Origin of the sequence: Bradyrhizobium agreste, assembly GCF_016031625.1 — a bacterium.
GTDB classification, from domain to species: domain Bacteria; phylum Pseudomonadota; class Alphaproteobacteria; order Rhizobiales; family Xanthobacteraceae; genus Bradyrhizobium; species Bradyrhizobium agreste.
The window spans coordinates 447,713-466,693 of the sequence record NZ_JACCHP010000011.1 but is presented as its reverse complement, the minus strand read 5'-3'; the positions used below and the strand labels follow the sequence as shown (position 1 = coordinate 466,693).

Sequence of the window (18,981 nt, the reverse complement as noted above, 5' to 3'; positions counted from 1 at the left end):
ATGAAGTTGCTGCTGCTCAATCCCAACACCAGCACCGAGGTCACGCAGCTGATGCTGGGGGTCGGGCAGCGCGCCGCCTCGGAAGGCACCGAGCTGATCCCGTGCACCGCGACCCGCGGCGTGCCCTATATCGCCACGCGCACCGAAGCGCAGATCGGCGGCGCCATTGCGCTGGAAATGCTGGCCGAGCAGCACACAAAGGTCGATGCTGCGATCATCGCGGCCTTCGGCGATCCCGGCCTGTTCGCCGCGCGCGAGACCTTCGACATTCCCGTGATCGGCATGGCGGAGGCGGCGATGCTGACCGCCTGCATGGCCGGACGCCGCTTTGCCATCGTCACCTTCGCGCAGGCGCTGGGGCCCTGGTACGAGGAATGCGTCCGCGCCCATGGCTTGTGGGAGCGCTGCGCCGGCATCCGCATGCTCGATACGCCGTTCCAGACGATCTCCGAGGTCGGCACCGAGAAGGAGGACATGCTGGTCGAGCTCGCCCGGCGCGCCATCGTCGAGGACGAGGCCGATGTGCTGATCTTCGCCGGAGCCCCGCTCTCCGGCCTTGCCGAGCGCGTCGCCGACCGGATCCCTGTCCCCGTGGTCGATCAGGTCATAGCTTCAGTAAAACAGGCCGAGGCGCTGCATGCGCTACGCCTGCGCAAGGCGAGCGCAGGCACGTTCCGCCGGCCCGCCACCAAGCCGACGATGGGTCTTGCCGATGCGCTCGCCGCCCGGCTCGAGCATCGCGACAGCTGATCAGAGAGGCGGCCGCCGATGCGAAAAACCCAATTCGTTTTCGATGGCACGGCCGAAGGCAAACAGGCGGGATTCGCTCCCCGGCGGCGCAATGATCTGGATTCCGAATGGAAGCTCATTTGCTTCCCGCCGCACCGGCAGGGTCAGGACCGGGAAACCGACCAGCGACACGATGAAGGTGACGGCGAGATAATCAATGGGAGTCTCCAGCGCCGTGCCGTCGATCGCGGTGACATCACTGATCTCGTTCGGCCACGGGAAGACCGACGCCGCCGGCGCAACCAGGAAATCGAAGCCGGTGAACAGCTCGCGAAAGCTGCGGTAGATCGCAGTGCGACGGCGTTCGGCGTTGAGGTAATCCTCAGCCGACAGGCTTGTACCCGCCTCGATGTTCCAGATCAGCGTGGGCGTCAGCTCGGCGCGGCGTATCCTCAGCAGATCACCGTAGCTGTTGGCGATGTGCGCGGCGCGGAGCGTGCGGAAGGTTTCGATCGCGCCACTGCAGTCTGGCGAAGATGCTACGACATCGGCAACGCCCGCGAGCATGTCGCAGGCCGCAGCAAAGCGCGCACGCACCTCGCGCGACACCGGCGCGACGCCGAAATCGGGCGTGACTGCAATGCGGGGACGCCCTGTAAGCGGCTGATCTTCACTGGCAACACCAATCGAGAGCGGATCGTTGGCGTCGCCGCTCCCACAGATCGACAGCGCAAGTTCGAGATCGTCCACGACGCGGGCGAGGAAACCGTGGGTGGCGAGCGTGTCCCAGCCGAGCGGACGGCGCGGCGATGGGATGCGACCGGGCGTTGGCCGGATCGAGGCGACGTCGCAGAAGCTGGCGGGCGTGCGCACGGAGCCGCCAAAGTCGGTGCCGTGCGCGAGCGGCACCATACCGGTAGCAACTGCAACGGCGGAGCCGCCGGACGATCCGCCGGAGGTCAGCGCGGTATCGACCGGATTGCGCGTCGGCCCGCACAATTTGTTGGTGCAGATCGCGCCGAAGCCGAATTCGGGCGTGTTGGTCTTGCCCAGAATAACTGCGCCGGCGCGCCGCAGCCGCGCCACCACAAGATCGTCCTCGGCAGGAACGTGATCGCGAAACAGAACCGATCCGTAGGTGGTCGCAAGCCCCGCGGTGTCAGTGAGATCCTTGATCCCTACGGGCACGCCATGCAGCGGCCCGACCGGCGCGGACGCACCATCGCAAATTTCCGCGGCGCGGCGGGCGGCTTCGGCGTCAACGGTGACGAACGCCGCCAATTGCGGATCCCGGTCAGCGATCCTCGCAAGATGCGCCTCGACGGCGTCGCGCGAAGACAGCTCGCCCTTCGCAATCGCGCGCGCAAGAGTTGTGGCCGGGAGCTCGCAAATCGATGTCATCGCCCCACAATGCCAAACCTCGCACCGAAACGCGAGCATGACGGGCACGAGACTTGCTTTTCTCCTTTGGGGCAATGGGAGGCAACACCATGGCTGAAGCGCAAGGCGGACGGTCACTCGTCGTCGACGCGGTCACCCACCGCTATCCGAGCGGCGCGCTTGCGGTCGAGAACATCAATCTCGACATCAAGGGCGGCGAGATCATCGCCCTGCTCGGCCCGTCCGGCTGCGGCAAAACCACGCTGCTGCGCATCATCGCCGGCTTCATCGCGCAGACGCAAGGGAGGATCATCATCGGCGACGACATCGTCGACGCGCTGCCGCCGAACAAGCGCGCCGTCGGCATCGTGTTCCAGAACTATGCGCTGTTCCCGCACCTCTCGATCAGCGAGAATGTCGCTTACGGGTTGGCCGCGCGCGGCGTCGACAAGACATCGCGCCAACGCGAGGCGCAGCGCCTGCTCGAGCTGGTGCAATTGCCGACCATGGCTGAGCGCCTGCCAAGACAGCTCTCCGGCGGCCAGCAGCAGCGCGTTGCCCTTGCCCGCGCGCTCGCGATCAAGCCGTCGATCCTGCTGCTAGACGAGCCCTTTGCCGCGCTCGACAAGAATCTGCGGCTGGACATGCAGATCGAGGTCAAGCGCCTGCAGCGCGTCTCCGGCATCACCACGCTGATCGTGACGCATGACCAGGAAGAAGCCCTCTCAATGGCCGACCGCGTCGCGGTGCTGAGCCACGGCAAGCTCGAGCAGTTCGGCACGCCGTCCGACGTCTACGACCGGCCGCAGACGCTGTTCGTGAATACCTTCGTCGGCTCCACCAACCGCATGCCCGGCGTCGTGGTCTCGGCCGACCGCACAGCTGCAAAAGTACGCCTCGATGCTGGCACGGAGATCATCGCACGGCCCGCGGGCGGCACGCTCAGCGAAGGCGGCCGCGTCACCGTCTGCATTCGGCCCGAGCACCTGCAATTCGTCGGCGACGAGACCGGCTTTGCCGGCGTGGTCGGCATGTCGCTGCCGCTGGGCGCCACCGTCGTTCACGAGGTCACGACCGCCGACGGCTCCGGCGTCAAGGTGTCCCAGGCGCGCATCGGTGAGACGCGCGCCCTGGAGAGCGGCGCCGCGGTGCGCCTCGCGCCGCTCGCCCCATCGCTCGCCAATGCCTTTCCCGCGACGCTTTAGTTCCAGTCATTGTCCACAACGGAGTTCGACATGATCCTCAACCGCCGCAGCTTGATGACGACGGCCCTCACCCTCGGGGCCATGAAGGCGTTCCCCGGACTGAGTTTTGCCCAGGCCCGCCCGCTGGTGTTCGCGACCTTCACCGGAAGCTGGGAGGAAGCGCACAAGGCCGTGCTGGTGCCGGCCTTCCGCAAGGCCAACGCCGATGCGGCGATGGTGCTCGACCCCATGCTATCAGTCGACCAGATCGCGAAGGTCAACGCCGCCAAGGCCAATCCGCCGATCGACGTCATGCTGCACGATCCCGGTCCCGCCCTCGTCGCCGTCGGCCAGGACCTGGTCGAGCCTTATCCGGTCGAGAAGAGCGCCTACTACAAGGACCTGATCGCCGAGGCGCAGGAACCGATGGGCCCCGCCCCGTTCTTCCAGGTCGTCGGCCTCACCTACAATCCGGAAGCGGTCAAGACGCCGCCGACCTCCTGGGCCGATCTCTGGAAGCCGGAGTTCAAGGGCCGCGTCGGCATCACCAACCTCAACTCCACGCTCGGCACCGGCTGGCTGGTCGAGATCGCCAAGATGCGCGGCGGCTCGGAAGCCAATGTCGATCCGGGCTTCAAGGCGCTGGAGGAGCTCAAGCCCAACCTCGCCGCGGTCGCCGCCAATCCCGGCGCGCTCGCCACCCTGTTCCAGCAGGGCCAGATCGACATCTCGCCCGGCAATTTCAACGCCATCCAGATCCTCAAAGCGCGCGGCGTACCGGTCGAGTTCGTGGCGCCGAAGGAAGGCGCGATCGCCTTCAAGACCACGATCCACATCGTCAAGAACTCGCCGAACCGCGAGCTCGCCTTCAAGCTGATCGAAGCGGCCTTGATGCCGGAGGTGCAGACCACGCTGATGAACCCGCCCTATCTGATCGTGCCGACCAATTCCAAGGTGGCGATGGGGGGCGAGATCGCGCGCGTACTGGCCAAGGACACCGCCGAATTGAAGAAGAAGTTCGTATTCCAGGACTGGAAGAAGATCAACGAGCAGCGCTCGGCCTGGATCGAACGCTTCAATCGCGAGATCAAGATCTAAACCATGGGCGCAGCGCCGGCAGCACGGGACGTGACGTCCTACGGAATGGGATTGGCAGCGCCGCTGGCGCTGTTCTTCCTGGTCTTCTTCGTCGCGCCGCTGCTGCAATTGTTCTGGCTCTCGCTGCACAACGACACGGCCGGGCTCCATTGGGGGCTCGGCCAGTACCTGCACTTCCTCACCGATCCCTTCAGCCTGGGCGTGCTCGGCTCGACGCTGCTGCTGGGCGCCGAGGTGACCGCCGTCTGCCTCGTACTCGGCTTTCCCATCGCCTGGCTTTATCAGCGGGTCGGGCCAAAGCTGCAGACCGTCATCATCCTGATCGTGCTGCTGCCGCTTCTGACCAGCGTGGTGGTCCGCACCTTCGCCTGGATCGTCATCCTGGGTCGCCAGGGCATCATCAATGCGACGCTGCAATCGCTCGGCCTGATCGATACCCCCCTGAAACTGCTCTACACCCAGTTCGGCGTAGTGATCGCGCTGGCGCAGGTGCAGATGCCTCTGATGACGCTGCCGCTGATCACCGCGCTCGGCCGCATCGATCCCAATCTCGACGATGCCTCCTGCTCGCTCGGCGCCGGGAGCTGGCGCACCTTCTTCCGGATCGTGTTGCCGCTGTCGCTGCCCGGCGTCATCGCCGGCTGCACGTTGACCTACGCCGCAGCGATCACCGCCTTCATCACCCAGTCGCTGATCGGCGGCGGCCAGATGCTGTTCATGCCGATGTATCTCTACCAGCAAGCCTCGACGCTGCAGAACTGGCCGTTCGCGGCCGCGATCTCGATCATCTTCCTGCTCGCCGTGCTCGCGGTCGTCTCGGTCTTCACCACGCTCGGCCGCATGTCGCGCGGCTATGGAGGCGCATGATGAGCGGCCGCAAGCGCACGCTCGAGGCGATCAGCTTCGAGCTCGTCATGACCGTGATCGCGGTGATCGCGCTTCTCATCATCATCGCCCCCTCGCTCGTGGTGCTGATCGTCTCCTTCACCAGCGGCTTCTCGCTGCGCTTCCCGCCGCCCGGATATTCGCTGCGCTGGTACGTCGAGCTGTCGAATGCCTGGCAGCTGCACTTCGCCGCCAAGAACAGCCTGATCGTTGCGCTGTGGGCGACGGGCCTGTCCGTTGTCCTCGGCGTCGCCGCGGCGCTGGCGATCTCGCGGTCGCAGGCCTTGTCGGCGCGGCTGCTCGATTCCCTGTTCATGTCGCCGCTGGTACTCCCCGCCCTCGCCTTCGGCCTCGCGGCCCTGATGCTGTTCTCGCTGGTCGGCCTGCCGGTGTCGCCGCTGACGCTGGTGATCGGCCACACCGTGGTTTGCGTGCCCTATGTCGTGCGCAACACGGTTGCGGCCCTCGCCCAGCTCGAGCCGACCCTGCTCGAAAGCTCGGCGGTGCTCGGCGCCAGCCGCCTCTACACGTTCCGCCGCATCGTGCTGCCCCTGATCCGGCCGGGCATCATCGCCGGCGCCTTCATCGCCTTCATGTCTTCGTTCGACAACGTGCCGGTCTCGCTGTTCCTGCGCGATGCCGCCACCGATATGCTGCCGATCCGGATGTGGCAGGATCTCGAGGGCAAGCTGGATGTCACCATCGCCGCGCTGTCCGGCGTGCTGATCATCGCCACCGTGGCGCTGGTCGCGGTGATGGAGCGCGTGACGGGCCTGTCGCGCCGGCTGACGAACTGATCAGGCGCCGCGGAACAGAGAATAGCCCCAGCGCGTGAATTTCAGCGGCAGATGGAAATGCTCGTCAACGTTCTTGATGCGGAAGCGGAACGGCGTCACGGTGAGGAAGCCATCGCTGCCGCCAAAGAACTCGCCGAGATGAAACAGCACCTCATACTCGCCGGCCGTGACGCCTGCGCCTTGCGCAACGGAATGATCGAGCACGCCATTGGCGCCGAGCCGTCCGTCGGCGACGCGCACCGAATCCGGATCGATCCGCCAGATCTCGACGCGCAGCCCCTGCGCGGGCCGTCCGCTCGCGACGTCGACCGCGTGAATGGAAATACCGCCTGCCATCATGTTCCTCCCATGAGCACGCCGCCATGGTAGCCGCAAACACGGCCGTTCGGCCAGCTCCTGCGCTGCTGCCGCGCCGGCTCTGGTATCGATCCTGGATGGTGTGGCCGGCCTCGGCGCGGCCCTCTTCGCCTAAAGGGCCATGTGGCCATGAATTGGAAGTGGAAATCAGGCGGGCAGAAGCGAAGCAGGCGAACCAATGTGTGGGATAGCTTCGACCAGCTCGCGCGTGTAATCCGTCTGCGGATTGGCAAACAGAGCGAGGCTCTCACCCTGCTCGACGATGCCACCGGCGCGCAGCACGATGGTCCGGCTGCACATCATGCGCACCACGTTGAGGTCGTGACTGACGAACAGGAAGGCGAGATTGTCCTCCCGCCGAAGCCGGTCGAGCAGCTGCAGCACTACGGCCTGCACCGAGACATCGAGCGCCGCAGTGGGCTCGTCAAGCACCAGCAAACGCGGCCGACACGCAATGGCGCGGGCGATGCCGATGCGCGCCTTCTGGCCACCCGACAATTGATGCGGGAAGCGTGACAACAACTCACGCGGCAGGCCGACGCGGTCCGCGCACTCCTCGACCCGGGAACGCAGCGCGTCGCCGGGGCGCAGGCCGGTGAGCCTCAGCAGCGGATGAGCAATGCAGTCGAACGCGGTAAAGCGCGGATTGAGGCTCTCGTGCGGATCCTGAAAGACGATCTGGATTTCCTTGCGTAGCGGCGAGCGATGAAAATCACGCGCCGGCAGCTTTGCGATCGAATAGCCGTCGAACAGGATATCGCCTGCGCTCGGATCGATCAGCCGGCAGATCATGCGGGCGGTGGTGCTCTTGCCGGAGCCGGACTCCCCGACCAGGCCGACGCTCTCGCCCGCCGCCATGGTCATCGAGAAATCCGCTACCGCAGCGGCGCCATCGTCAAAACGCTTGACGACGTGCTGGACGTCGAGCAGCGGCGGCGTGCCCGGCGCGGGCGTCGGCCGCTCCTTCACCTCGACAACCGGCAGAGCTTCGTCGGCCGGCACGAGATCGCCGACACGCGATGTCGCGGTCGGCGACGATGCCACCAGTCGCTTGGTATAGGCGTGCTGCGGCGCCCGAAACAATGTCTGCGGCGCGCCTTCTTCCACGAGCCGCCCCTGCTCCATCACCACCACGCGCCGACAATAATGTGCCGCAAGACCAAGGTCGTGGGTGATGAGGATTGTCGTCATGCCCCGTTCGGCGACGATGCGCGCCAGGAGGTCCATGACCACCTTTTGTGTCGTCACATCGAGGCCGGTGGTCGGCTCGTCGGCAATCAGAAGTGATGGATTACAGGAGATCGCGATCGCGATCATCACGCGCTGGCACATGCCGCCGGAGAGCTCGTGCGGATAGGCATCCAGCCGCCGGTCGGGATCGCGGATTTGCACCGCGCGCAGCAACTTCAGCGCCTCGGCCCGCGCCTCCTGCTTCGAGAGCCGCCGATGCGAAAGGACGGCATCGGCGATCTGGGCACCGACGGTGCGGATCGGATTGAGCGCGGCGCGCGGATTCTGGAAGATCATCGCCATGTTGGCGCCGTGCAGGTTGCGCAGCTCCGCCCCCGACGCGCGCGTAATGTCCTGGCCTCTGAACTTGACACGACCGGCGGTGATGCGACCCGGTTTGTCGAGCAGGCCGGTGACCGCGAAGCCGGTGACTGATTTGCCGGACCCACTCTCGCCGACGAGGCCCAGCATTTCACCCGGCTGGAGCGACAGCGAGACGCCCCGCACCGCCTCGACGAGCCCGCGCCGGGTCGAGAACGTCACGCCGAGATTGTCGATTTCGAGCAGTGGCGACATCATGTGCGCATGCGCGGATCGAGGATATCGCGCAACCCGTCGCCGAGCAGGTTGAAGCAGAGCACGGCCAGCATCAGGGCCAGCCCCGGAAACGACACCAGCCACCACCTGCCCGTCGAGATGAAGCGCGCGCCCTCGGCGACCATGATGCCCCATTCCGGCGTCGGCGGCTTGACGCCCAGGCCGATGAAGGAGAGGCCCGCGGCATTCAGGATCGCCCAGCCGAGATTGAGCGACATCTGCACCGCCATCGCCGGCAGCACGTTGGGTAGCAGGAAGCGCAGCACGACGGAGACATGCCCATCGCCGCAGGCGCGCGCCGCTTCCACCCAACCGAGGTTGCGGCGGATATTGACCTCCGCGCGCGCGAAGCGGATGTAGAACGGCAGATTGATAATCGCGGTCGCGATGACGATATTCTCGACCCGGTTGCCGAGCGCTGCGACCATGGCCATGGCGAGCACGAACAGCGGAAAGGCCATCAGCACGTCGACGAACCGGCCGACCGCGCGATCGAGCTTGCCGCCGACATAGCCGCAGAGCGAGCCGATCACCGCGCCGATCACGAAGGACACGCTGACGGCCGTAACGGCGATGGCGAGATCGAGCCGCGTGGCGACGACCAATCGGCTGAAGACATCGCGGCCGAGCTGGTCGGTGCCGGCCCAGTGGAGTGCGCTCGGCGGCTGCAGCGCCCGCGGCACGTCCGAAGCGACGGGATCATAAGGCACCAGCATGGGGCCGAAGATCGCGACCAGCGCCAGCAATATCGCCGCTGCGGCGGCAATCGCGGTAACGAGGTTACCGCGCAGCACCCACACGGTGTGACGCAGCCCCGACGATGTTGCTGTCAGGCTCATGCGACCGTCGCCCTGGGATCGGCGATGCCGTAGAGCACATCGACCAGGAGATTGACCGCGACGAAGATGCTGGCCATCAGCAGCACGAAGCCCTGCACCGGGGCATAGTCGGAGACCAGCAGCGCATCGAGCGCGTAGGACGCAACGCCCGGCCAGGAGAACACTTTCTCGACCAGCACGTTGGCACCGAGCATGGTCGAGAACACGATGCCGGCGATGGTGATCACGGGCAGGATTGCATTCCGCAGCGCATAGGTCACCACGATCTGCCAGCGCGACAGGCCGACCGAGCGCGCGGTACGCACGAAATCGCTGCCGAGCGACACCAGCATCGAGGCACGGGTGATGCGGGCGAGCGGCGCGATCACGAACAGCGCCATCGTGAAGGCAGGCAGCATCAACTGACGCGCCGCGGCCCACCAACCCTCGACGTCACCCGCGAGCAGGAAATCCACCATCAGGAAGCCGGTGCGCGCCGGCGGCACCGAGGCGAAGACGTCGATCCGTCCGGTCGGATCGGGGGCAAGACCCAGCAGATAGTAGAAGACGTAGATCAGCAACAGTCCGGAGACGAAGGTCGGCACGCAGACGCCGAGCGAGCAGAACAGCCGTACGCTATGATCGATCAGCGAGTTCGGCCGCAGCGCGGCCAGCACGCCGAGCGGCACCGCCGCGATCAGCGCGATCACGAGCGCGGTCAGCGTCAGCTCGAGCGAGGCCGGCAGCCGCTGCCGCAGGTCCTTGGCGACCGGCTGCCCGGTCATCATGGAACGGCCGAGATTGCCGCGGCCGACATCGTGGAGATAGATGACGAGCTGCTCCGGCAGCGACCGATCCAGCCCGAGCTGCTTGCGGACGACCTCGATCTCCTCGTTGCCGGCACTCGGACCGGAGGCAAAGAACACGGCGGGATCGCCTGGCAGCACCCGCATCAAGAGGAAAGTGAAGACCAGCACGCCGAACAGCGCCGGCAGCGACGAGAGAAACCGCCGCCCGGCCCGGATCAAAGTTGCACCGATCGTGCCCATGCTCTTCGCCGCGCTCCCGGCTCCGCTGCTATTTGCGGCTCAGGTTACGATAATCCACCTGGCGGGTGAATTGATAGACATAGCCGTCGAGATTGGCGGCCATCACTGCGTCCTGCGCCGGCTGCCAGAGCGGGACCTGGAACATCTGCTCGAAATGGATGGCGTTGAGCTCCTTGCCCTTCGCCTCGTACTTCGCCTTGTCCGGCTCGAAGCGCGCTGCCTGCGCGATCTTCTCCAGTTCGGCATTGTCCGTGGAGGAATAGTTCCAGCGCTGATTGCCGGTGTAGAAGTTGCGGTAGAAATAATCGGTCGACGGCAGCCAGGCGACGATGCCTTCGGTGAAGAAGGGCAGCTTCTTCTCGTTGATCGAGCTCGACATCTGCGCATCCGGTAGCTTCTGGATGTCGACCTTGATGCCGATCTTCTCCAGCGATTCCTTGACCAGGGCGGCCATCGGTTCGGCAGTCGCGGCCTGACCGACGTTGAAGCTGAAGGTCGTGGCGAAACCTTCGGGCATGCCAGCTTCCTTCAGATAGGCCCGCGCCTTCTCCAGATCGAGCTTGACCGGTTGCGGGATCGGATAGCCGCCGCTCGGCGGCGTACCGTCGGCCCAGCTGGCACCGAACAGCGGCGCGCCGCGGCCGAACAGCGCCGCCTTGAACATGTCATCATAGGGTAACGCCGCGGCGATCGCCCGGCGGACGTTGACGTTGTCGAACGGCGGGATCTTGTTGTTCATCGAGATGAAGGTCACCGCATTGTATTGCGGCGTCGAAATCACCTTCAGCTTGCCTTTGGCCTCCAGCGCCTGGACGTCGCTGGCCTGCAGGTCGATCACGAGGTCCGCGTCGCCGCGCTCGACCAGATTGGCGCGCGTCGCCGGCTCCGGTACCGACTGGATGATCAGCCGCTTGAAGGACGCCGGCTTGTCCGGCGAGCCGCGATTCCAGGCCTCGTTGCGCTTGGCGATCGCCTGCTCGCCGGGCTTGAAGGTTTCGACGATATAGGCGCCGCTGCCCGCCTCGTTCTCCTTCAGCCAGCTCAGCGCCCATGGATCCTCAGGCGTCGCATGCGATTTGGCAAGCTTGGAATTGATGATGATGGGATAGACGGTCGCAAGGTTCGGCAGTGCCAGCTTGTCGGGCCGCGGCAATGTCACTTCAAGGGTCAGTGGATCGATCACCTTGAACTGGTCGGCGCTGGTCAACGATCCCGTCAGCAATTGCGCCTTGCCGAGTACCGGCGCGGTGACGCAGCGGTCGAGCGACCACTTCACGTCTTCTGCAGTAACCGGCGAGCCGTCGTGGAACTTGGCGTCGGGACGAAGCTTGAAGGTGAGCTTCAGGCCATCGGGGCTGACGCTGAAGGACTCCGCGAGCTCGCCGTTGATGGTATCGAGATCGAACACCCATTTGCCGTTGAGCTGTTTGCGGCCGAACGACACCAGCCGGTCATAGCTGCTCATGCTGAGCGCGAAGGCTTCGCGGGTCGAGCCGGGAATGTTGGGATCGAGCGTGTTGACCGTTGCCGCCGTCACGTAGCGCAAGGTCTCAGCGCGGCTCTGCGCACGGGCCGCGGGCGCAATCAATGTCGCTGAAAGAAGAACGGCGGACGCCGAAATCAGATGCCTGGAAATCACGGGGTACATCGCCTCTGTCCTTTGTTAGGCCGCGCACGCCCGAAATGGCAGCAAATCATGTGCCAGAAACAGGCAGTTTGGCATGCTCCTTCGTCGCAGTGGAATGCATATGCGCTCGCCGGCATCACGCGCTCCCCTCCGCCGCCGCGGGCGCGCGCCGGATCACAGCTTGAGGGACATCATAGGCCTGGAATGCCGCCCAGTGCCTGTCGATATCGGCGCGGAACAGGTCGCGCGTGAGGCCGTGGACCAGCTTCGGCACCGCCGTCGTCATCGCATTGATCGAGGAGCCGGACGGACCAAAGCTCATGGTCGAGGCGATGGCGAACAGGTGAATGCCGGAGATCCACGGTGTTCGTCCAACCGCGCGCTCGCAGAAAGCATAGTCGTCCGACAAATAAGGAAAGGCGCCAAGGCGCGGGCTCTGTTCCTGCGCCGGCGGCGTGTAGCAGTCGGCCCAGCGCGCGATGTTATCGGCGCATCGCTTCAGCTCGGGGCGACCGGCAAAGTCCATCGTGACGCCGGTGGCGCAGATGACGAAATCGACCGCGATCTCGCCACGTGGCGTGCGCAGCAGCACGCCGTCAAGAGTCTCCCGCGCTCCCTCGACAGGTGCGCCCTCGTGCAGATGGAACGTCGCGTGCCGCGCGCAGCGATCATATGTGGCTTGCGGAAATCCCTCGCGCAGCTCGAGCACCGCGCGCATGAAGCGCCAGCGCCAGGAATCGTCGAGTTCGGAAAAATGCCTGAGGAAGCCGCGGAAGGTCAGCCATCGATAGGGCTGCACCAGCTGGATCGCAGCGCGCCGGCACAGCAAATGCACGGCGCCCGCACCTGCCTCGAGTGCCATCCCTGCGTTATCGAAGGCCGAGGCGCCCGCGCCAATCACCGCGACGCGCTTGCCGCGTAGCGCGGTAAAATCTATCGGCGCCGCGCAGGTGACGCATCGCGACGTTGGCAGATGCCGCATTGGTTCGGGAATGCTCCAATCGCCCATGCCTTCCTGTCCCGTCGCGAGCACGATCTTGCGGGCGTAAAGCACCTCCTCGCTATGAGCAGTGCTCACTGTTGCCCGCAGTAGGCCGTTGGCCTCAGGTGCGATATCGGTCACCTCGCAGCCGTTGCGCACCGGTAAACCGAGCACCTTGCGATACCACGACAGATAGGCCGCCCAATATTCGCGCGGGATCAGACCAAGATCGCGCCAGCTCTCCATTCCGAATTTGGCCTCGTGCCAGGCCTGATAGGTCAGGCTCGGCAGGTCGAGATCAGGGCCGGTGTAGTCCTTCGGACTGCGCAGGGTCGGCATCCGCGCATAGGTCAGCCATGGGCCTTCGCAATCCTCATCCGCCTTGTCGAGCACGAGGATGTTGGTGACCTGCGAGCGCTGCAGGCCGAAAGCCGTCGCAAGTCCGGATTGACCAGCCCCAACAATGAGCACGTCCAGAGCGCGGCTGCCATCGGGAGCCGTCATCGGCGTCAGCCAGGGCATGCCCGGATGCGCCGTCTTGGCAAGATCGGCGCGGACCTGAACTGCAAGTGCTGCAAGGCCATCACTCATGCCGCAAGCCACCCGCCATCGACTGGAAGCACCGTGCCGGTGACGAAGGAGGAATCGTCACCGGCGAGATAGAGCGCGGCCGCCGCCACCTCCTCGGCGCGGCCGAATCGCTTCATGGCATGACGCTGCCGCGAGGCCTCGCGCACCGGCTCGGGATCGGCATGGCGCGCAAAACTGCGGCGCAGCAGCGGCGTGTCGATCGCGCCGGGCGCCAACGCGTTGACACGGATGCCATCGGTCGCGAAATCGATGGCCATGGTGCGGGTCAGGCTGACGATGGCGCCCTTGGCCGCAATATAGGCGCTGTTGCCTTTGCCGCCAGCGATCGCCAGCTGCGACGCCAGCGTGATGATGGCGCCCTTGCCTTGCCGCTGCATGATCGGGACCGCCGCGCGCGCCCACAACCAGGTGCCGCCGACATTGGCACGGAATACCGCGTCCCAATCCGAAGGATCGGTGGTGACGACCGTGCCTCCGCAGGAAAAACCCGCCGCTGTCATCAACACGTCGAGCTGGCCGCGATCCCTGACCACACCGTCGACCGTGGCAGCTGCAATGACTGCATCCCCGACATCGCCGACATGAACGCTGCCGCTCCCGCCAATCTCGCGGACCATCGCCAGGGTTTCGGCCGCACCATCCGCATCGCGATCGACCAGTGCTACGAAAGCGCCTTCGCGGGCGAACAGGACAGCACTGGCCCGGCCGATGCCGGAAGCGCCGCCTGTGATGATGGCGGTCCGCCCATTCAACCGCATGTCATGCCCCTTCCCGGTGCTGCGCCCACCAAACGCTCATGTCAGACGCGGACTCAGTGCAGCCAAACCGGGCCCGCCAGCCAAACTCACTTGCCATCCGCTCAACCGAGAGAGGCGCACGATCTGGTCCATGCTGCTCAATGAAGGTCTTCTCTTCAGGCACCGCCAACCGGCACTGCAATGGCGGATGGAGGCGTGCGAATGCTTCCCCCCATTGCAAAGCAGACCACGATGTTCCGCTCGAAATATTGTAGAGCCGGTATCGCGGGCGCTCGGCTTCGAGCAGCAGGGCCACGGCTTCGGCAACGTCGATCGCATAGATCCAGTCCTTGAAGCCTGGAGTCGGCAGGATTGCCGGGGCGCCACGATCGAACTCGGCGAGGATTTGAAACTGCAAACTAGGCGTGTCACGTACCTTGCCGATCCGCTCCCAAGGGCCAAACACCGCACTCAGTCGCACGCTGATGAAATCGCCTCCCCAAAGCTCGGCATACCGAGCCACCACACGTTCCGATGCAAACTTGCTCAGCGCATACAGCGACAGCGGCTCACAGGGCGTTTCCTCATCCAACAGCTGATATCGCTGACCCGCGGCGCCATAGGCAGCCGCGGAGGATAGATTGACCACCCGGTGCACCCTATGGCGAATCGCCAAAGTCAAGATCGGCAATTGAGCCATCACGTTGATCTCGAGGATGCTTGAGCTTGCAGCTCTCTCAAGACGTTCGCCAGCCGTGATAGCGGCACCCAGCACGATCGAGTCACAGCCTTGGGCGATCAAGGCTTCGATCCTGTCGCTGTCCGTGATCTCGCCCTGGACAACACTAAACCGCTCCCCATGATCGACCAGCGACCTATGGGCTGCCTCAGGCAATTGCTTGCGATCATACAGCATCACGCGATGGCCGCGCGCCAGCAGCGCGCTCGCGAGATTCACGCCGACAAAACCGGTGCCGCCAAAAATCACGACACGCATCGTGGCTCGCCTCGATCACAACAGCTTGGCGCCAAAATTCTGCTCCGGGTTCATGTCCGAGACCAATCGACCGGTCGGTTTCGCCGCCTCGCCGCCGCTGCGGGCCAGGAAGCGGCCGGAGCCCGGCGAGGCATTCAGCTTGCCGCTTTCGACGATGACGCGGCCGCGGGAGAGCACAGTCTCCGGCCAGCCCTGCAGCGAACGGCCGGCGAACGGCGTGTAGCCGGCCAGATCATGCATCATCGCGTCGGTGACGGTGACGCGGCGATCGGGATCCCAGATCGCGATGTCGGCATCGGCGCCGACCGCGATCGATCCCTTGCGCGGATGCAGATTGTAGATCTTGGCCGGCGCGGTCGCAGTCAGTTCGACGAATTTCTCGAGGCCAAGCCGTCCCTTGGAGACCATCGCATCGAACAGCAGCGGCAGCCGCATCTCGAGGCCCGGCAGGCCGTTGGCCACCTGCTTGAAGTTCGGGTTCGGCCCGGCGCGAAGCTTGCCGGTCTCGTCGAAGCGATACGGCGCATGATCGGAAGAGATGGTTTGCAGATCGCCGAGCGATAACGCCCTCCACAGCGCCTCCTGGTCGTCCTTGCGGCGCGGTGGCGGGCTGCACATCCATTTTGCGCCTTCCGCGCCCGGCTTGTCGAGATCGTCGGCGGTGAGGAACAGATATTGCGGGCAGGTCTCGGCAAACACTTTCAACCCCTGCCCGCGGGCATCGCGGATCGTCTGCGCGCCCTCGGCGGTCGAGACGTGGAAGATCATGATCGGCTGGTCGACGAGGGCCGCCATGCCGATCAGGCGGTTGAACGCCTCTGCTTCCGAAAAGCGCGCATGGCTGATCGCGTGATATTTCGGATGAGTGTAACCGCGCGCGAGCAGCCGCTTCACCATCCAGGAGATGATGCCGTGATTTTCCGCATGGGCGCACAGCATCGCGCCGCCCTCGCGCGCGGCGATGAGGATATCAAGCAGCGGCTCGTCATCGATCTTCAGCCGGTCATAGGTCATGAAGATCTTGATCGAGCCATGGCCCTGGCGGATCAGCGCCGGAAGGTCGCGCTCAAGCGCTTCCTTGGTCGGATCGGCGATGATCATGTGGAAGGCGTAGTCGATCACCGCGCCATTTCGCGCGAGTGCGTGATAATCCTCCAGAACCTGCCCCAATTGCATGCCGACATGCTGCGCGGCAAAGGAGATGACCGAGGTCGTGCCGCCGAAGGCCGCCGACGTCGTGGCACTCTCGAAGGTGTCCGCATTCATGATGCCGGCAGCGGACAACTGCTCGATGTGACAGTGGCTGTCGACGCCGCCGGGCAGCACGAGCTTGCCGCGCGCATCGATCTCGCGCTTGGCCGGACCGAGTACGCGCCCCATCGCAACGATGGTCTCACCTGCGATCGCCACGTCGGCCTCGAACACGTCGGTGGTCGTGGCGACGCGCCCGCCACGGATGATCAGGTCATAGGCGGGTTCGGTCATGACGATGTCTCCTTGCGTAACTGTTGTCGTCCGGCGCGCACCTCTACGGCGCGCCCTTGCGCCCTGCGCATGACCGCTTCATGCTGTCCATGGCATAGTGATTGCCTCTGTTTCGCATCGTCAAGCTTCGCACCGTCAACACTGCCCAAACAGGAACCTCCCATGCCCCGACCGCGCATCATGGTCATCAACCCGAACTCCAACCCCGTGGTCACCGCCGGCCTGGCCGAGGCGTTGAAGCGGCTGTCGTTTGCCGACGGTCCAGAGATCGTGTGCGAGACCCTGACTGAGGGACCCTACGGCATCGAGAGCCAGGCCGACGCCGAAAGCGTGGTGATGCCGCTGCGGCGCACCGTTGCCGGCGACAACGAGTCGGCGGCCTTCGTGATCGCCTGCTACAGCGATCCCGGCCTGCATGTCTGCCGCGAAGCCACCACGCGACCGGTGCTGGGCATTGCCGAATGCGGCGTGCTGACCGCGCTGACCCGCGCCGAGACCTTTGGCGTGATCGCGATCGCGCAGCGCTCGATCCGCCGGCACATGCGCTATCTGCGCCAGATGGGCCTGATGGATCGGCTGGCCGGCGAGCGTCCGCTCGACATGAGCGTGGCGGAAACCGCATCGGGCGAAGGCACGCTCGCCAAGATGATCACAGTCGGCCGCGCCCTGAAAGAAGAAGATGGTGCCGGCGCCGTCGTGATGGGCTGCGCGGGCATGGCGCGTCATCGCAAGCCGCTCGAGGACGCGCTCGGCATTCCCGTGATCGATCCGACCCAGGCCGCCGTGACCATGGCGCTGGGCGCCGTGCAATTCGGCGCGTCGTGACGCGGTGGTTGGCGGCCTAGGGTGCTTCACGCGCCCGCCTCGCCTGCCAATCGTCATAGCTCTCGCGATCCATCGCGAACATGTCGCGCTGGGTCGAATAGAGATTGCCGAACAGCCGTCCGATCGGCTGATAGGTCGCCATGTCAACATACATGCGCGCCGGATCAAGCAACCCTTCGCGCGCATGCAGATGCAAGACCTCGCCAACCAACAACTCGCGGCCTGGACCAAATGCGAGCGAGACCTGACGCCGGCATTCCAGCGCGAAGGGCGCTGCGGCCAGCCGCGGCACCTTGACCTCGGCGCTGGCCTCCGACGTCAGCCCCACGGCCGCAACCTCGCTCTCGCCGGAGGGGAAGTCCACCGCGCAGTCGTTCATCACTTTCGCCAGCGCCTCGTCCACCATATGCACGACGAATTCACCGGTGCGGTGGATGTTGCGCGTGGTGTCCTTGAACCGGCCGTCAGGATGATGCTGAAGGCCGAGCACGATCAACGGCGGGTCCTCGGAGAACACGTTGAAGAAGCTGAACGGCGCCGCGTTCAGCGCACCGTTCTCGTCCATGGTCGTGACGAGCGCGATCGGCCGCGGCACCACCACGCCGCACAGCAGCTTGTAGCGGTCCCGAGGCGCAAGGTCGCGAAAGGAAAGGCTCGTCATCGCACCACGTCCTTCACGGCGGCGGGATCGCGCCGGTACGGCTGGTGATCAGGCCATAATGCTCGGTGCGACGGTGAGCTGCGAAATTGAAGATGGTCTGCTTGCCGAACGCGGTGGCGTCGAGATCGCAAGGATGCACCAGCAGCTCGTCATCCTCGGTCTTGGCTTCGGCGACGATCTCGCCGTCGGGATTGACGATGAGGCTACCGCCGATCAGGGGATGGCCGTCCTCATTGCCGGCCTTGGCGACCGCGATCACCCAGCAGGAGTTCTGATAGGCACCGGCCTGCGCCGAGAGACGGTTGTGGAACAGCCGCTTCTCCGGCCCTTCGTCGGCCTTCTGCGCGTTGACCGATGGTGTATTGTATCCGATCAGCACCATCTCGACGCCCTGCAGCCCCATCACGCGGTAGGTTTCCGGCCAGCGGCGGTCGTTGCAGACGGCCATGCCCATGATGCCGCCGAGATTGCGCCAGACCGGAAAGCCGAGATCGCCCGGCTCGAAATAGCGTTTCTCCAGATGCTGGTGCGTACGTTCCGGATCGAACTCGGCATGGCCGGGCAAATGGATCTTGCGGTACTTACCAACGATATTGCCGCTGCGGTCGGTGAGGATCGCGGTGTTGAAATGATGGCCATCCGGCGTCAGTTCGGCATAGCCAAAGCTCATCGCCATCTCGTGGCGGGCCGCGCGCTCGAACAGCGGCCGCACAGCATCGTTGGGCATCTCGCGCTCGAACCAGCCATCGGCATCGGCGCGGTTCTCCATGTACCAGCGCGGGAAGAAGGTGGTCAGCGCGAGCTCGGGATAGACGATCAGGTCGGCACCTTTCGCCTTGGCTTCGTCCATCAGCGCGAGCATGCGCCTGACCACGACATCGCGCCCCTCCGCGCGCTGGATTGGGCCCGTCTGGGCTGCGGCGACGTTGATCATGCGCATAGTCGTTGCTCT

General features: G+C 65.1%; 18 protein-coding genes. 6 read left to right on the top strand and 12 right to left on the bottom strand.

The features are described from left to right. A complete protein-coding gene (locus tag HZZ13_RS19160) occupies positions 1-750 on the top strand; it encodes an aspartate/glutamate racemase family protein (protein WP_197961080.1) in 750 nt (249 codons plus the stop codon). On the opposite strand, the gene HZZ13_RS19155 is transcribed toward HZZ13_RS19160, so the two are convergent. Further along, positions 751-2,130 (bottom strand): amidase, encoded by a 1,380-nt coding sequence (locus HZZ13_RS19155; protein WP_197961079.1) that lies wholly within the window; start codon positions 2,128-2,130, stop codon positions 751-753. It lies immediately after the preceding gene. 89 nt (positions 2,131-2,219) lie between these two features. On the opposite strand from HZZ13_RS19155, the gene HZZ13_RS19150 reads away from it, so the two are divergent. From HZZ13_RS19150 to HZZ13_RS19135, 4 genes are read left to right on the top strand one after another with little or no spacing between them, the layout of a single operon-like run. Continuing rightward, on the top strand, positions 2,220-3,314 hold the full coding sequence (locus HZZ13_RS19150; RefSeq protein ID WP_197961078.1) for an ABC transporter ATP-binding protein: 1,095 nt from the start codon (positions 2,220-2,222) through the stop codon (positions 3,312-3,314). 30 nt (positions 3,315-3,344) lie between these two features. Further along, positions 3,345-4,391: an ABC transporter substrate-binding protein gene (locus tag HZZ13_RS19145; protein WP_197961077.1), complete on the top strand. Its 1,047-nt coding sequence runs from the start codon at positions 3,345-3,347 to the stop codon at positions 4,389-4,391. 3 nt (positions 4,392-4,394) lie between these two features. Next, entirely contained in the window at positions 4,395-5,258 is an 864-nt protein-coding gene (locus HZZ13_RS19140; RefSeq protein ID WP_036004964.1) for an ABC transporter permease, read from the top strand. Continuing rightward, positions 5,258-6,073 carry an ABC transporter permease gene (locus HZZ13_RS19135; RefSeq protein WP_197961076.1) on the top strand — a complete coding sequence of 272 codons (816 nt, stop codon included), beginning with the start codon at positions 5,258-5,260 and terminating at the stop codon, positions 6,071-6,073. Before HZZ13_RS19140 ends, HZZ13_RS19135 begins: the two co-directional genes overlap by 1 nt. Here HZZ13_RS19135 and HZZ13_RS19130 read toward each other — a convergent pair whose 3' ends face one another. The 9 genes from HZZ13_RS19130 to hydA all read right to left on the bottom strand — a co-directional run bounded on the left by HZZ13_RS19130 (position 6,074) and on the right by hydA (position 16,543). Further along, entirely contained in the window at positions 6,074-6,409 is a 336-nt protein-coding gene (locus tag HZZ13_RS19130; protein ID WP_197961075.1) for a hydroxyisourate hydrolase, read from the bottom strand. Between the two features lie 168 nt (positions 6,410-6,577). Then, positions 6,578-8,239 (bottom strand): nickel ABC transporter ATP-binding protein NikE, encoded by a 1,662-nt coding sequence (nikE, locus tag HZZ13_RS19125; protein WP_197961074.1) that lies wholly within the window; start codon positions 8,237-8,239, stop codon positions 6,578-6,580. Next, a complete protein-coding gene (locus HZZ13_RS19120; protein ID WP_197961073.1) occupies positions 8,236-9,096 on the bottom strand; it encodes an ABC transporter permease in 861 nt (286 codons plus the stop codon). Before HZZ13_RS19120 ends, nikE begins: the two co-directional genes overlap by 4 nt. Then, positions 9,093-10,124: an ABC transporter permease gene (locus tag HZZ13_RS19115; RefSeq protein WP_197961072.1), complete on the bottom strand. Its 1,032-nt coding sequence runs from the start codon at positions 10,122-10,124 to the stop codon at positions 9,093-9,095. Before HZZ13_RS19115 ends, HZZ13_RS19120 begins: the two co-directional genes overlap by 4 nt. A 28-nt stretch (positions 10,125-10,152) precedes the next feature. Beyond that, positions 10,153-11,772 (bottom strand): ABC transporter substrate-binding protein, encoded by a 1,620-nt coding sequence (locus HZZ13_RS19110; RefSeq protein WP_197961071.1) that lies wholly within the window; start codon positions 11,770-11,772, stop codon positions 10,153-10,155. Between the two features lie 115 nt (positions 11,773-11,887). Further along, on the bottom strand, positions 11,888-13,324 hold the full coding sequence (locus HZZ13_RS19105) for an NAD(P)-binding domain-containing protein (protein ID WP_197961070.1): 1,437 nt from the start codon (positions 13,322-13,324) through the stop codon (positions 11,888-11,890). After that, positions 13,321-14,082, bottom strand: a complete 762-nt coding sequence (locus HZZ13_RS19100; RefSeq protein WP_197961069.1) for an SDR family oxidoreductase — start codon at positions 14,080-14,082, stop codon at positions 13,321-13,323. The genes HZZ13_RS19105 and HZZ13_RS19100 overlap by 4 nt, the downstream gene beginning before the upstream one ends. Position 14,083: 1 nt before the next feature. Next, positions 14,084-15,058, bottom strand: coding sequence for an NAD-dependent epimerase/dehydratase family protein (locus HZZ13_RS19095; protein WP_197961068.1), 975 nt, complete (start codon positions 15,056-15,058; stop codon positions 14,084-14,086). 15 nt (positions 15,059-15,073) lie between these two features. Next, a complete protein-coding gene (gene hydA, locus HZZ13_RS19090; protein ID WP_197961067.1) occupies positions 15,074-16,543 on the bottom strand; it encodes a dihydropyrimidinase in 1,470 nt (489 codons plus the stop codon). 162 nt (positions 16,544-16,705) lie between these two features. Between hydA and HZZ13_RS19085 the strand changes: the two genes are divergently transcribed. Continuing rightward, positions 16,706-17,368: an aspartate/glutamate racemase family protein gene (locus HZZ13_RS19085; RefSeq protein WP_197961066.1), complete on the top strand. Its 663-nt coding sequence runs from the start codon at positions 16,706-16,708 to the stop codon at positions 17,366-17,368. Positions 17,369-17,384: 16 nt separating this feature from the next. On the opposite strand, the gene HZZ13_RS19080 is transcribed toward HZZ13_RS19085, so the two are convergent. Next, the gene (locus HZZ13_RS19080) at positions 17,385-18,029 is read right to left on the bottom strand and encodes a flavin reductase family protein (protein WP_197961065.1); all 645 of its coding nucleotides are present in this window, start codon (positions 18,027-18,029) and stop codon (positions 17,385-17,387) included. 13 nt (positions 18,030-18,042) lie between these two features. After that, complete coding sequence (locus tag HZZ13_RS19075; protein ID WP_197961064.1) at positions 18,043-18,969, bottom strand: N-carbamoyl-D-amino-acid hydrolase; 927 nt, start codon at positions 18,967-18,969, stop codon at positions 18,043-18,045. Positions 18,970-18,981 lie beyond the last annotated feature (12 nt).